This is a genomic window from Calothrix sp. FACHB-168 (genome assembly GCF_963889195.1).
Classification (GTDB): Bacteria; Cyanobacteriota; Cyanobacteriia; order Cyanobacteriales; family Nostocaceae; genus Aulosira; species Aulosira anomala_A.
Genome location: NZ_CAWPNJ010000012.1, coordinates 163324 through 177741, shown reverse-complemented (window position 1 = coordinate 177741; position 14418 = coordinate 163324). Strand labels below are relative to the sequence as shown.

13 protein-coding genes are annotated in these 14418 nt (G+C 41.5%); 5 read left to right on the top strand and 8 right to left on the bottom strand.

Annotated features, from left to right (window positions below; all coding sequences use genetic code 11):
• Window positions 1–28 precede the first annotated feature (28 nt).
• Entirely contained in the window at window positions 29–3079 is a 3051-nt protein-coding gene (locus tag AACW45_RS06420; RefSeq protein ID WP_242045553.1) for a non-ribosomal peptide synthetase family protein, read from the bottom strand.
• Window positions 3080–3744: 665 nt separating this feature from the next.
• Between AACW45_RS06420 and psbA the strand changes: the two genes are divergently transcribed.
• A complete protein-coding gene (gene psbA, locus AACW45_RS06415; protein WP_190632199.1) occupies window positions 3745–4827 on the top strand; it encodes a photosystem II q(b) protein in 1083 nt (360 codons plus the stop codon).
• Window positions 4828–4844: 17 nt separating this feature from the next.
• Here the strand turns inward: psbA and AACW45_RS06410 are convergent, their stop codons facing one another.
• Window positions 4845–4994, bottom strand: a complete 150-nt coding sequence (locus tag AACW45_RS06410) for a hypothetical protein (protein ID WP_190541234.1) — start codon at window positions 4992–4994, stop codon at window positions 4845–4847.
• Window positions 4995–5103: 109 nt separating this feature from the next.
• Here AACW45_RS06410 and AACW45_RS06405 point away from each other — a divergent pair, with 109 nt between their 5' ends.
• Window positions 5104–6495, top strand: coding sequence for a malic enzyme-like NAD(P)-binding protein (locus AACW45_RS06405; protein WP_190541237.1), 1392 nt, complete (start codon window positions 5104–5106; stop codon window positions 6493–6495).
• A gap of 39 nt (window positions 6496–6534) precedes the next feature.
• On the opposite strand, the gene AACW45_RS06400 is transcribed toward AACW45_RS06405, so the two are convergent.
• Window positions 6535–7281 carry a creatininase family protein gene (locus tag AACW45_RS06400; RefSeq protein ID WP_190632198.1) on the bottom strand — a complete coding sequence of 249 codons (747 nt, stop codon included), beginning with the start codon at window positions 7279–7281 and terminating at the stop codon, window positions 6535–6537.
• 308 nt (window positions 7282–7589) lie between these two features.
• Here AACW45_RS06400 and AACW45_RS06395 point away from each other — a divergent pair, with 308 nt between their 5' ends.
• Entirely contained in the window at window positions 7590–8702 is a 1113-nt protein-coding gene (locus tag AACW45_RS06395; protein WP_190632196.1) for an RRXRR domain-containing protein, read from the top strand.
• Window positions 8703–9044: 342 nt separating this feature from the next.
• Here the strand turns inward: AACW45_RS06395 and AACW45_RS06390 are convergent, their stop codons facing one another.
• The 5 genes from AACW45_RS06390 to AACW45_RS06370 form a co-directional block, all read right to left on the bottom strand.
• Window positions 9045–9317, bottom strand: coding sequence for a cupin domain-containing protein (locus AACW45_RS06390; RefSeq protein ID WP_190541243.1), 273 nt, complete (start codon window positions 9315–9317; stop codon window positions 9045–9047).
• An 18-nt stretch (window positions 9318–9335) separates the two neighbouring features.
• Window positions 9336–9668 carry a Mo-dependent nitrogenase C-terminal domain-containing protein gene (locus AACW45_RS06385; protein WP_190632194.1) on the bottom strand — a complete coding sequence of 111 codons (333 nt, stop codon included), beginning with the start codon at window positions 9666–9668 and terminating at the stop codon, window positions 9336–9338.
• A gap of 713 nt (window positions 9669–10381) precedes the next feature.
• Complete coding sequence (locus AACW45_RS06380; RefSeq protein ID WP_190632191.1) at window positions 10382–10813, bottom strand: NUDIX hydrolase; 432 nt, start codon at window positions 10811–10813, stop codon at window positions 10382–10384.
• 17 nt (window positions 10814–10830) lie between these two features.
• Window positions 10831–11283 (bottom strand): DUF3531 family protein, encoded by a 453-nt coding sequence (locus AACW45_RS06375; RefSeq protein ID WP_096645056.1) that lies wholly within the window; start codon window positions 11281–11283, stop codon window positions 10831–10833.
• 233 nt (window positions 11284–11516) lie between these two features.
• On the bottom strand, window positions 11517–12449 hold the full coding sequence (locus AACW45_RS06370; RefSeq protein ID WP_190632189.1) for a Sll0314/Alr1548 family TPR repeat-containing protein: 933 nt from the start codon (window positions 12447–12449) through the stop codon (window positions 11517–11519).
• A 476-nt stretch (window positions 12450–12925) separates the two neighbouring features.
• Here AACW45_RS06370 and AACW45_RS06365 point away from each other — a divergent pair, with 476 nt between their 5' ends.
• Complete coding sequence (locus AACW45_RS06365) at window positions 12926–13600, top strand: ABC transporter ATP-binding protein (protein ID WP_096645052.1); 675 nt, start codon at window positions 12926–12928, stop codon at window positions 13598–13600.
• Between the two features lie 81 nt (window positions 13601–13681).
• Entirely contained in the window at window positions 13682–14413 is a 732-nt protein-coding gene (gene rsmG, locus AACW45_RS06360) for a 16S rRNA (guanine(527)-N(7))-methyltransferase RsmG (protein ID WP_190632186.1), read from the top strand.
• The last annotated feature ends 5 nt before the right edge of the window (window positions 14414–14418 follow it).

The window sequence follows — 14418 nt, the reverse complement described above, 5'->3', positions numbered from 1 at the left end:
TGTGTATTGGATGCTGAATAGTTATTTTTTATCTAGGTTCTGGTACTCTCAAATCTCGCAATAGGTCATGTGGAACTGGGGCATGAATGAAGTTACTCTTAATAAAGTAGGAAAAATAAACAGAAAGTAGATCGTCATTGATTGGAAAATCGATAATTGAGCGGTTGATATCAGTACTAATATTGTTCCCAAAATCAAAATCAAATGCACCCAGTAATTCAAAAAAATTGTGATTTTTAAAGATATCTGCTATCGGAGCTAGAATATTTTCTGAGGACTGGCTGGAAATAATAAGTAACTTTTTATACCATTGTTTATAGGAGACCAACTGAAGTGGATAACCCATCCTACTAATTGCATCAACTAGATTTATCCACTCTATAGGTCTGCGATTGACTATATTGAAAGCTTGACCATAAATATTTTGCTGCTGTGACAGACTGACAATCATCTGACTGACATAGTCCACTGGTACTAAGTTCAATACTGCATCTATTTGAGGAGCAATACCCATTTGAATGCAACCTTTAATAATTTTTGTGACTAAGGAATTGGTTTGAGTAATACCTGTTTTGCTATGTCCCATAATATTGCTGGGTCTATATATTGATACAGGTAAACCTCTAGAATAGGCCATCATTACCAACTTCTCAGCAATGTATTTGCTTTGTGCATAACCACTAGAGTAAAATTTGCTGGGACTTATAAAATCTTGTTCTCTATAAGATTTAGTAATATGATTGCTATTGCCTGATGATAAAACATCTACTGTTGAGATAAAATGCACTGGCTTGATTTTAGTCTGGCTAGCTAAACGCAAAACCTCCTGTGTTCCCAAAACATTGACTGTTTTTAGAACTGGGTAGGGATAAATTAAGTTTACCCATGCTCCACAATGGTAAATCATATCAATCTTCTCTGTTAATCTGAAAAACTTTGCAGGTTCTATACCCATCTTTGGCTGACTTAAGTCTCCCAAGACAGGAATTATTCTGCTACTTAGGCTTTCCTCCCAGAGGTGGTAACGTTGTAAACTACTTTTAATTTTGGCTTGACCTTCTTCTATGCTGCTTGAACGGACAAGACAATGAATATCTGCACGAGTTTTATATAGTAGTTCATGCAGAAGAAAAGTTCCTAAAAAACCAGTAGCCCCTGTTAAGAAAAACTGTGGTATGGGATCTGCCAATATATTTTCAGGATAAATAGCTGGGTCTAGAGATAGCTCAGTTTCCATATCATTAAGTGGCTCAAGAGCATTTTTATCAAGTCTTATTGCATTAATAATTTCAATTAAACCTGCTATTGTAGGGTTTTGTAAAAACTTATCTAGAGGGATGTTTAGCTGAAACGCTTCGTTAACTTGAACAATTAGTTTAACGGCGAGAAATGAATATCCGCCTAATTCACAAAAGTTATCATAAACACCAACTTCTTCTATCCCTAGTAGCCGACTCCAAATCTGGGCAATTTGAATTTCTACAACAGTTACAGGTGCAACATAGCTTCCTTCCTGGGTTCGGTTCCATTGAGGAAGAGGTAGCGCGCGACGATCAACCTTGCCGTTAGGAGTCAAGGGTAATTTCTCTAATATGACGAAAGCTGAGGGTAACATATAATCTGGCAACTGCTTTTGTAGAAATTGCCTTAATTCTCTAGAAAAAGGAACTGAAAGCCTTTCAGGACTTGCCAACCCATTGGCAACAATATAAGCAACTAAGCGCTTGTTTCCAGTTGTAGCTTCTCTTGCTACAACTAATGACTCCTGCACATACGGATGTTTTTCTAGTACTGCTTCAACTTCACCAGGTTCAATTCGGAAGCCACGAATCTTTACTTGTTGATCGATTCGACCTAAATATTCAATATTGCCGTCTGGTAAATAACGAGCTAAATCACCTGTTTTATACAACCGCTCATCAGGGTTTGCGGAGAATGGATTATTGATGAACTTTTGTGCCGTCAGATTGGGATCGTTGAGATAGCCTCTTGCTAGACTGATGCCAGCAATATATAGTTCACCAGTAGCACCTACTGGAACAGCTTTTAATTGAGAATCTAGCAGATAAATTTGAGTGTTAGAAATTGGACGACCAATCGGCGGTAACAATTGCCAATCTTTAGGAGCGCCTACCAGCTTATAAGCAGTTACCACATGAGTCTCAGAAGGCCCATAGTGGTTATATAGAGTGCAATTAGGCAATTGATTAAACCAATTACATATTGCTTCAGTGATACGGAGTTGTTCGCCTGCTGTAATCACTTCTCGCAAACTTGCAGGTGCTATACCTCTAGACGCAGCAACATCTGCTAGATGTTGAAGTGCTACAAAGGGTACAAACAAACGCTCAATTCTAGCTTCATCGAGTAATTGCAATAAACATATCGTGTCGCGTCTGGTCTTTTCAGAGATCATCACAAGGATGCCTCCTGTTCCTAAAGTTGAAAAGATTTCTTGGAAAGAAACATCAAAACTGATAGGGGCAAACTGTAGCGTTTTTGCGCCCAAAGAGACAACTGATGTTTGAAATTGCCATTCTAGTAGATTAACTAGAGAGCAGTGGGTCATAGACACAGCTTTAGGTGTACCAGTGGAACCGGAGGTATGGATGACGTAGGCCAAATGGTCAGGAATGGTTTCACCAACAGGGTTAGTAATGCTGTATTTAGAGATTAATTCTCCATCAGTATCTAAACAGATAATGTTTGTCTGATATTTAGGCAAACTATTTATTAGATTACTTTCAGTAATCAGAATAGGTACTTGAGCATTTTCTAGCATGAAACGCAGGCGGTCTACTGGATAAGAGGAATCTATAGGTAGGTATGCTCCTCCTGCCTTTAGTATTCCTAACAGCGCAATTACCATATCTAGCGATCGCTCTATACAAACCCCTACTACAGTCTCTGGTTTTACCCCTAGAGTTCTTAGATAGTGTGCTAATTGATTAGCTTTTTGATTCAGCTGTTGATATGTCAGTTGCTCATTTTCAAAAACGACTGCTACAGCATCAGGGGTTTGTGATACTTGAAGTTCCACTAGTTGATGAATGGAAACATTTTTTACATTACGAAGCATGGATTTTTCCATATAACCAAATGTTGAACTGGAAATACTCAGAGTAATCAGCAGTAACCTTTTCAAGTCTGTGGCAGTGCATCCCTTAATTGTTTTCAGTACAGAGAATTTTTTTATTAGGCTACTTTGTATTATTTTTGACTTTGTTTATCGGTAATAATTTAAATACATCAATCAAAATAAAGAAAAAATCAATGTATGAATCATAGTATTACTAACTGGAATTAATAGCTTGAGTAATCTCACTAGATGCGGCGCAAACTAGCTTAGATACTATGGATATGAGATTTTGTGATAATTTTTCAGTGATTTTACGATTAAGAAAAAAGTGGTTTTCAAAAATCACTTAAAGTTTTTACTAGAATATTTAAAATCTTTATATTGAAGAATTCAAAAAAATGCCTGCAATTAAACTTCATGAAAATATTGTTGATAAATACAAAAAAATTATGTAAAACCTGATCTTATAACCAGGAATAATTTTCCCTATTTTTCACACCCTCTCCCTGGGGAAGTGAGTGAGTAATAGTTTATGGTGTGAGGCATTATCAAAAAGTCCTGGGGATTAGGGAGAAGGTATTTGGCAAAAATGTTTGAAAACTGCATAATTCTCAATTTTTACTGATTGAGAAGGTTTTTTTCAGCAATTTATCAATGATAAAGCCATGACTACTATTCTCAGAAGAGGCGAAAGCGGTAACCAGTGGGATCGTTTCTGTCAATGGATTACTAGCATTGAAAATCGGCTTTATATCGGCTGGTTTGGTGTATTAATGATTCCTACTTTGTTAACTGCAACAATTTGTTTCGTTATTGCCTTTATTGCGGCACCACCTGTGGATATTGACGGGATTCGCGAACCTGTCTCTGGTTCTTTGCTCTACGGTAATAATATTATTTCTGGTGCTGTTGTACCTACATCCAATGCGATTGGGTTGCATTTCTACCCACTTTGGGAAGCGGCTTCGATGGATGAGTGGCTATATAATGGCGGCCCTTATCAACTGATTGTTTTGCATTTTTTGATTGGCATCTTTTGTTGGTTGGGTCGGCAATGGGAGTTAAGCTATCGTCTGGGTATGCGTCCGTGGATTTGCGTGGCTTACTCAGCACCTGTAGCGGCTGCGACTTCTGTATTCTTAATTTACCCAATTGGTCAAGGTAGTTTTTCTGATGGGATGCCTTTAGGTATCAGTGGTACCTTTAACTTCATGCTTGTCTTCCAAGCAGAACATAACATTCTGTTCCACCCCTTCCACATGTTAGGGGTAGCAGGTGTATTCGGCGGTTCGTTATTCTGCGCGATGCATGGTTCCTTGGTATCTTCCTCTCTAGTTAGGGAAACAACTGAAGTTGAATCGATTAACTATGGCTATAGATTTGGGCAAGAACAAGAAACCTACAGCATTGTCGCGGCTCATGGTTACTTTGGACGTTTAATTTGGCAATATGCCAGCTTTAATAATTCTCGTTCTTTGCACTTTTTCTTGGCGGCTTGGCCTGTAGTTTGTATCTGGTTGACGGCTTTGGGTATCAGTACGATGGCATTTAATTTGAATGGTTTTAACTTTAACCAATCAGTGCTTGATTCTCAAGGTCGTACAGTTGCTACTTGGGCTGATGTGGTGAACCGTGCCAATTTAGGGATTGAAGTGATGCACGAACGCAATGCGCATAACTTCCCCCTAGATTTGGCTAGCGGTGAGGTAATACCTGTGGCTTTTGTAGATGCTGAGATTCAAGGTTAATCTTCGGTTAATATAATTTAACGGCGCTCTCTGATTAGAGGGCGCTTTTTTCGTGGAATCACAGATGCAGTCAGAGCAAGGAACGCTGTAGGCACAGGAATTACTCGGATGATGCTGAGTGATGAATAATCTGGGACAGCGATCGCATCTGGTGTCGCTGAGTACATTTCGGAAATTGTAACTGGCTTAGATTGATAAAATATGACATTTGCTATTTCAAAGGATTTTTAATCAACAATTCAATATAAGATGTGAAATTTAAATTCTCAAATCACAATGACCAACCTCACTCCTAATTCTAGTTTTAGTTTGACACTCCGCTTGCAGATTCCCAATCGTGTGGGGATGCTGGCTTCTGTTACCCAGGCGATCGCTGCTAATGGGGGACTATTAGGACAAATTGATTTAATCGAGCAAAGCCGCAAAGAGTCTACCCGCGATATTACTGTGGATGCAGCTAGCACTGAACACGCGGAAACTATTGTGCAAGCGGTAAAAGCATTACCTCACATTCAAATTGTGAATGTGTACGATCGCACTTTTAATTTACATCGTGGCGGTAAAATCAGCATTGCTAGCCGCATTCCCCTCAGAAGTGTTTCCGATTTAGCTATGGCTTACACTCCAGGGGTGGGGCGGATTTGTACAGCGATCGCCCAAAATCCTGAGGAAGTCTATAACTTAACCATCAAAAAGAATACGGTGGCCATTGTTACTGATGGTAGCGCTGTCTTGGGCTTGGGAAATTTGGGGCCAGATGCGGCTTTACCAGTAATGGAAGGTAAAGCGATGCTGTTTAAAGAATTCGCGGGTATCGATGCTTTCCCTATCTGCTTGGCAACCCAAGATACAGATGAGATTGTCCGTACAGTGAAAAATATTGCGCCGGTGTTTGGCGGTGTAAATTTGGAAGATATCGCCGCCCCGCGCTGTTTTGAAATTGAAGCGAGACTGCGGCGAGAATTAAATATCCCCGTATTTCATGATGACCAGCATGGTACAGCAATTGTCACCCTCGCAGCGTTATTTAATGCGTTGAAACTGGTTAACAAGTCACTTGCAGAAGTGCGGATTGTGATTAACGGTGCTGGGGCGGCGGGAGTAGCGATCGCGCGATTACTGCGTAAAGCTGGGGCTGAAAAAATTTGGATGTGCGATTCCAAAGGTATTCTCTCTCTGAGTCGGACTGACTTAACAGAGGAAAAGCGGGAATTTGCAGTTAAGGCTCAAGGTACCCTAGCTGGTGCTTTGCAAGGCGCAGATGTGTTTATTGGTGTGAGTGTACCCGGAGTTTTGACTCCAGAGATGTTGCAAGCAATGGCGAAAGATGCGATCGTGTTTGCAATGGCAAATCCGATCCCGGAAATTCAGCCGGAGCTAGTGACTAAAAATGTGGCGGTGATGGCGACTGGGCGTAGCGATTACCCGAATCAAATTAATAACGTGCTGGCTTTTCCGGGAGTCTTTCGTGGTGCCTTAGATTGTCAAGCACCGACAATTACCGCCACAATGTATTTAGAAGCGGCGAGTGCGATCGCGTCTTTAGTTAAGCCGGCAGATTTGGATCGGGAACATATTATTCCTTCAGTATTTGACGATCGCGTTGTCACTGCTGTATCTGCGGCGGTACAACAAGCAGCCCGTTTAGAAGGGATTGCGCAGAGTTGATTAATCAGGGGATGGGATGATTAGCCCATCCCCAAATGTTTATTCTGCGTTTACAAATTCTAAGTAGCTGTTACTGAGTTCTTTGACTGCTGCGTCGTAAAACTGCTTACCATGTTCTGGGGTAGCTAAGGCGGGATTGGAACCCATACGTCCATCTGGGTAATGCAGGCGAAAATCGGCTGCACTGTAAATTCTGTGTCCTTTGGCGACTTCTGGTGAGAGGGGTGCTTGCTTGATGGCTTCGGGATATACGAATTGGGTAACGGCTACTTCGCTAGGAGTGGCATGGGAGCCTTCTTGATCGCCGTATAATTCTTTAGCGAGTTTATATACTGAACTGCACATAAACCAGTTAGCAACTTGACATTGCACCTGATGTGCATTATGGATATGTAAGTCTTCTAAATGGGCGTAGGTTTCAGAGAAAGCGGCTTTGAGGGTGGCGATGTTACCGCCATGTCCGTTGATAAAGTAGAATTTGCGAAAACCTGCTTTACTCAAACAAGTGACATAATCTCGTACTACTTGAATTAAAGTACTGGGACGCAGACTTATAGTACCAGGGAAAGCGGTGTGATGTAGTGCCATGCCTACATTGATTGTCGGCCCTACCATAGCTTGAGTGGCTTCACCCACACCACGCGCGATCGCTTCTGCACAAATAGCATCTGTACCAATTAATCCGGTGGGGCCATGTTGTTCTGTGGAACCAATCGGCAGAATAATACCTGTAGACTGCTGTAAATAAGTTTCAACTTCAGGCCAGGTACTTAAATGTAGTAGCATTTTTAATTAACGTCCTCATCAAAATTGCTGTGGAAAGAAACATTGTTCTACTAAGTAGGATTGTGAATAATTAGCCTTCCACTAACATGATTGTCAATAACCCCACCTTACTTCGTTGAAGGTGGGGCTTGTAAGAACCAAATCTTACGTGTTTGACTAGCCCACTGAGGCACAACTTGGTACGCACTTCCGAATACTTCCCCAGTTCGGAGTATCTGCAAGACTATTTGGTTAGTCGTTGGGAAAGCCAAGCCATCTTAGTTGTGCTGGGCGAGGGGACTTAATACTTTACTCGGAGGTTTATCACCATGTTACGAGTACCAGTTTTATCGCCGTCAGGCAATCTATTAATGCCAACAAAAGCTAGTCGTGCTAGACGCTGGTTAAAAGAAGGGAAAGCGCGAGTTATATATAACGACCTTGGCATTTTTCAGATTCAACTAATTAGCTGCCCTAAAACTCAGAACACACAAGCTATTGCAGTTGGCATCGACCCTGGAAAGCTATACGCGGGTATTGGAGTGCAGTCTGCCAAATTTACTTTGTGGTTGGCTCATTTACATCTGCCATTCAAGACAGTTAAAGACCGCATGGAGCAACGCGCCATGATGCGGAGAGGACGTAGAGGCAGACGGATTAACCGCTCTATTGCGTTCAGTAAACGCGCCCATCGTCAAAAACGATTTGACAACCGTCGTCAATGGAAACTACCTCCAAGCATCCGGGCTAACCGCGAATTGGAATTACGAATCGTTGACGAATTATCGCTGATTTATCCCATTACCACAATTGCCTACGAAATAGTAAAAGCGCGTGGTGGCAAGGGATTTAGCCCTGTTATGGTTGGTCAAAAATGGCAATTAAAGAATCTGGCAGCTTATGCCAAGGTTAAAGAGGTTGAGGGTTGGCAGACCGCAAACATCAGACAGCAACTAGGATTGTGCAAACAAAAACATTCTAAGGGTGACGCAATCCCTGCAACTCATGCTGTAGACGGCGTTGCTTTAGCTTGTAGCACTTTCATCCAGTACGGCATGATTAACCGTCAAACAATGGGGTGGAGTGAGAAAGTACAAATCACGCCTGCGACCTTTACCATAATTCGCCGTCCCCCGGTATCGCGTCGCCAACTTCACCTTATGGTTCCAGCAAAGGGTGGAACTAGGAGAAAGTACGGTGGTACTGTAACTCGTCATGAATTCAGGAAAGGCGACTACGTTCAAGCCACTCAAGGGAACAAAGTCTATTTTGGTTGGGTGAGTGGCGATACCGAAAAACAAGTTTCCGTAAGTGATGCTTCTTGGAAGCGTCTTGGACAATTCACTGCCAAGAAAGTCCAGTTGGTTCAGCGAAGCACGGGATTAATCGTGCTGCCAACTAGGAAAATGTCAAGCTTGATGGCATCGAACCATCAAGTTTGACCCACTATCCCTCCCCACCCTGCTTCGCTGAGGGTGGGGCCTCTCGTGGAAAATTTGATGAGAATTGATGAATTTTAAGTACTGCTTGGTATAAGTGGGGAATTTTGTTAAACGCAGAGTCACGCGGAGGTTTACGCAAAGTTACGCTGAGTGTTTCTCTGGCGTTGCTATAAATTAATGAAATGGTGTATTTAGGATAAGAAGATGTGGGTTTTGAATTTGTGAGGAGATGAAGGCTAGTACATCACGGCGTAAATAAACATGCCATTCAAAATTAGCGAAATGCTTACTGTGTCTTAATTTTGAATTCCGGCTTGCGGTACTAGTAGTGTGATTTTGTGTTTAGTCAAAGTAATAATGCTTTTTGACATCGCTGATGATTTCCCAGGTACAGGACATTCCAGCTGGAAAGGTGACTAAATCTCCTTTACCCATTTGCACTGGTTGTCCGTTATCAGGTGTCACAATGACATCACCTGTCAAGAAGTAGCAAGTTTCTTGAGTATCATAAGTCCAAGGGAATTTGGACACTTCTTTTTCCCATATACCCCAGTTTGCTACTCCTAACTGTTGAAGGCGTTCTTGACTTGGTTGATGCTCAATTTTAATTTCCATGCGGCTATCTATCTAGTTTTAGCAATAAGATTGGATATCTTCTCCACATTTATCTACTAAATAGCATAGAGCGCGAAAACGCAAGCCAACAAATTGATCGTATAGGGGATTGAGCTTGCACATGGGGGGAATGTGGGCGATTTTGCGACCAAATACTACAACATCACGCTCAAAGGGACATTGAGCCGGAATTAGTTTAGCAATAAATTTGGCTAATTTTGGGTTTTGAATTTCTAGATTATCCAACCATTGACGTATTGGTTGCAATAAATCAAATTTTGGTTGTTCCGCGTTGCTAATGGGGCTAATAAAGGCGGAGAAAATAATAGGTTGATTAGTTGTTTTAATCATATTTATGAGTCACTTTTTTTGTTGTAGATGAACCAATAAGCAAGAGAAATTGTAGCTAGAAGTTCTAACTAGGTAATTTGATATTGTCCTTGGCAATAGAAATGCTGCAAGTACAACCAGCTACTTGGCGAGATAGCTGCTAGCAAATAGTGCAACTAATCATTATTTAAACGCACCATTCACTGGAGAACTGTCCAGTTAAATACAAAATAACAAAGAAATTATAAAGCTGGTATAGTTTAAAGTTATTGATTACTTATATTCTCCATACCAAACTTATATATTAAGTCTAAATCTCTAGTTAAGAAAATGCATAGTATCCTGAGATGGACTTATATCTATACAAGCGATGTTTTCCTCTTACTCTAGCCAGATTTCCTGGGGATTAGGCTAGATAATTCATCAGTTCTTAGCAGGCAAATATCTGGTTATTTGTTATCTTTATTACAAAACTTAATATAAAATTTATCTGGGGTACTAGTAAATAGACTTTTGCTTAGTTCTAGCTCATATAAGCTCATATAATACTTGGAATTAGGTAAGGGTATTCGGTTCAAAAAGTACATTTCTGTAACCATTAGGTTGTAGCTTGTGGAGTGATATTTTCTCAGTGTATACGGAGGTGAAAGTCAGAAGATGCAATGGAATAGATCCCCAGCTTTTTGAATCAGTCGGGGATCGTGCAGCTAGTTGAGGTGTGACTGCCGACTAATCTATAAATAATTGAAAAATTCAGTGGGAACTAGTCTTAATTCGCCGGATGTAAAGCGCTCAATGTTAATCCAGAGTGCGCGGTGGTGATGGTTTTCTGATTCAGAGAAGATTAAACTATCTAACTGATAAAATTTAGGGTCAACAAAATCGCATTGATAAAGTTGAATGATTTCATGTCCTTGTCTACCGTTGAAGATAAAAATATTTTCTAAACAACCTAAATAGTGAATATTAGTTAATTCTGCTTGAATTTCTTCTTGGAATTCTCGTTGTAAGGCTAAAATGCTAGGCTCGCCAAAGTCCACACCGCCTCCCAACGCGCGATAAAATGTAGATTGCTTTACAGGGTCGTAGCCTTCGGAGACAAAGATACGATCGCCATCTCGGATTAGTCCTAAGGCTAATACCCTGATTTCCCCTGATTTGCCCATTTTAGTCTCTTAATTAACTAATTATCGTAGATAGAGTAAGCCCGGCTATCACTATCTTCGACGGGCCAATCTTCGTTTTCACCGCCAATATACAATGCTTCAATAGTCACATATTCTTCACTAAGTTGGGTGAGGGCGTTAATTAAGATATCTATTGCGATCGCATCACTGGTTCCCAAATCAAACCAGCAACGCCCCCATTCACCTTCATACTCAAATTCACCCATATTATGCATTAGCGCTAGTAAGCTTTTGTCATAACCTTGGGCGTCATAATTCATGTAGCTGATTTCTAACCCGGTTTCCTGTACCTGAAGATTTTCGGCGTTAAATGCACCTAATTTACCCAGATAAAACCAGGAATTGAAAACTTCTTCTACATATTGTCTTTCTCGTGCTGAGGGAATAGTGGTGAATCTCAGCCAAATCCAAACATCAAAAGGATTAAATTCGCGAAATTGGATGTGCATTATCGGTATATATCTCCATCATCTGAAAATAAGCATAGCAGGTGAGGGGCATGGGGCATTGGGCATCCCTTCGGCTTCGCTCAGGGCGAGTGGGCATTGGGCATGGGCGATAAGAGGAATGAGGGTGACAACTTACAACTGTACGGGCGGGTTCACGGATATCTTCGCCGATCAACGATGATCTAAATAAACCCGCCCCTACTGACAACTGACAACTGACAACTGACAACTGACTAACCCAAACTTTTGAGGGTATCGTTGGCGCGGCTGCGTTCGGATTGGATTTGTTTGACTAAATCGGCGGGGAGTTGGGATTTTTTGCCTAAGGCTATGTCAAAATTGGCGATCGCATCTTGGAGTAGTTGACGACTGTTTTGTTGTCTTCCTTGTTCGTGGAGAATTTGCGCTTTTAGGTAATATACCTCTGGATTATCTGCTGTGGCTTTTACGGCACGATTGGCATAATCTAAGGCTTGGGAGTAATTTTTTAAGTCGCGGTAAGCAATGGCGATACCCCGATCTACTAAATACTGGGGTGCAGCATTTTTTTCTAGGCGTTGAATGGCTTCGTCTGGGTTAGTAAATGGGAGATTTACTGCTAACAGTAAATCCATATAGCCTTTAATGAGGTTCAATTCTGGATCGTTGGCAGAAATGGCTTCAGCTTTATCTAAATATTGATAGACTTGTCGCAGCTTACCTAAAGCTTGAGCCGCACCACCTGCACCTTCACGGGTAATAATTACTGCTCCCTCTAAAAAAGTGCCAACGGCTGTGTATAAATTACCGCGTAATGGATCGGTGGCAATTAATTTTTGTCCAGCTTCCAGGGTTTTTGTACTGTATGTAGCTAATGTAGCCACATCGTTATTGGTATAAGCTAAAGATGCCCGCATAGCATAGGCTAAGGGTTCGTTAGGTTCATTAGCTAGGGCTTGTTTGAGGTAATTTTCTGCTTCGGGATAGTTACCTTTTTGAAAAACTGCTCTAAAAGCTGCTTCTGTTTTGTCACCAATGGCGCGAGGGTTATTATCGCGGAAGGGATCGCCAGCAAAAGCCGGATTCATCGCCAGATGAAATGCGATCGCGGCGCTGAAAGTTGCTTGAGCCAAGCTGGTGATTCTCGCCAGTATGATTGATTGAGGAGCCGAAAGCCATTTAGTCATTTTCACCCTCAGAATAATTGCGGTTACTGTTTTGTTTTTCTAGTTGCTTATGTCACTTAGAATGCGAACAAATCTTTTTCTTAACCTTCTGCCTTTCTTAGCCAAAATTGCCTACAGAGATCGACTTTTGTAATTGTTGCAGGTTCCCTATAGCTTGTAACCATTGCTTGGGCGTAAGTCTGGCACAATGGAAAAGTTGGGCATTGGGCATTGGGCATTGGGCATGGGGAATGAATTATTCAAGCCTAAAGTTTAAAGCTCAAAGCTTAAAGCGGTAGGGTGCTGTGCTTTTCCACTCATCAAAGGATTGAGTATCTCGCCGGTTTCAATCAAGGATTCTAGCTGTTAGATTAAGGTTGGAAAGCAGGTTAGACTTATAAATTTTTGCGGAATTTTTGAGAATTTCCTGAATGCTCTTGTTGTAGTTAAGCCTAGTTGATTCAGTATATTCGGCAACTCTTTGGTAATTTTAACAAATGCTCTATCTTAGAAATCTGGTTTATCATCCCACAGCCTGCCCAACAGCGATTCTGAAAACAATTAACTTAGAATTAGCACCGCAACAGCTAGGTTTGATTATTGGGCCTAGTGGTTCTGGTAAAAGTACTTTATTAGAAATTTTATCTGGATTAGCTGAACCTACTTCTGGCGCAGTCTTCTGGCGCGAACAAGAATTGATTGCCGAACAGTTGCAACAATTGGCGGGGTTAGTCTTTCAGTTTCCCGAACGACATTTCTGTGGTGGTTCGATTTTAGAAGAATTACGCTTAGGACATCCGGAATTAGGCTCAGAGCGAGTGAGAGATGCGCTGAGTGAGGTAGGATTAGAGCATTTATCGCTATCTACACAACCCCATGCCTTGAGTGGGGGACAACAGCGACGTTTAGCTTTGGCGGTACAGTTAATTCGTCAGCCAAATTTACTATTACTCGATGAACCGACAGCCGGCTTGGATTGGTCAATGCGTCGTCAGTTAGTAAACTTATTAGCGAAACTGAAACAAGATTGGACTTTGTTAGTAGTCACCCATGATGCGGGGGATATGTTAGCGATCGCAGATTGTTGTTGGACACTGAATCATGGTGAACTAAAATCAGTCGATCCAATGGTATTGAAGGCGAAAGTGCAAGAACCACAACCTGCGGTGTAATTGGTTGATGGTTGACTGTTGACAGTTGACTGTTGACAGTTGACTGTTAACTAATGACCAATGACAAATGACCAATGACAAATGACAAATGACAATTTCCTAGAAATCTGGCAAGAAACTCTAAATTGGCAACCTAGTGCGCAGCAGCAATTAAAATTTCAGCAGCTTTATGAATTAATTCTCGAAGGGAATCGTCAGTTAAATTTAACTCGCATTACTGAACCGCAGGAGTTTTGGGAAAAGCATTTGTGGGATTCGCTGCGGGGAATTGTCTTAGAACAGCAATTTATTACTTCTGTTGATGAGGATGCATCTGTGATTGATATTGGCACGGGTGCAGGGTTTCCGGGTATTCCCATAGCGATCGCAGCGCCTAATTGGCAAGTTACACTGTTGGATTCGACGCGGAAGAAGATTAATTTTATTGACAAAGTCTTGACTGAATTAGCTTTAGATAATGCGAAAACTCTGGTAGGGAGAGTCGAAGAAATCGGCCAGGAAATTCAGCATCGCCAAAGTTATGATGTGGCTGTAATTCGTGCTGTGGGATCGCCATCTGCTTGTGCGGAATATACTTTACCATTGCTGAAGCGTGGCGGTTTAGCGGTGATTTATCGTGGTAATTGGATTGAGAAAGAAACCGCAGCTTTAAAAAAGGCAGTGAGTCAGTTAGGTGGTAAGGTAGAAGCGATCGCGCAATTTACCACGCCTTTAAGTCAAAGCATTCGCCATTGTGTGTACTTGCGCAAGATAGCCGCGACTCCTGCTAATTTTCCTCGCGCTGTTGGCGTACCGACACAAAAGCCGCTTTAAAATCA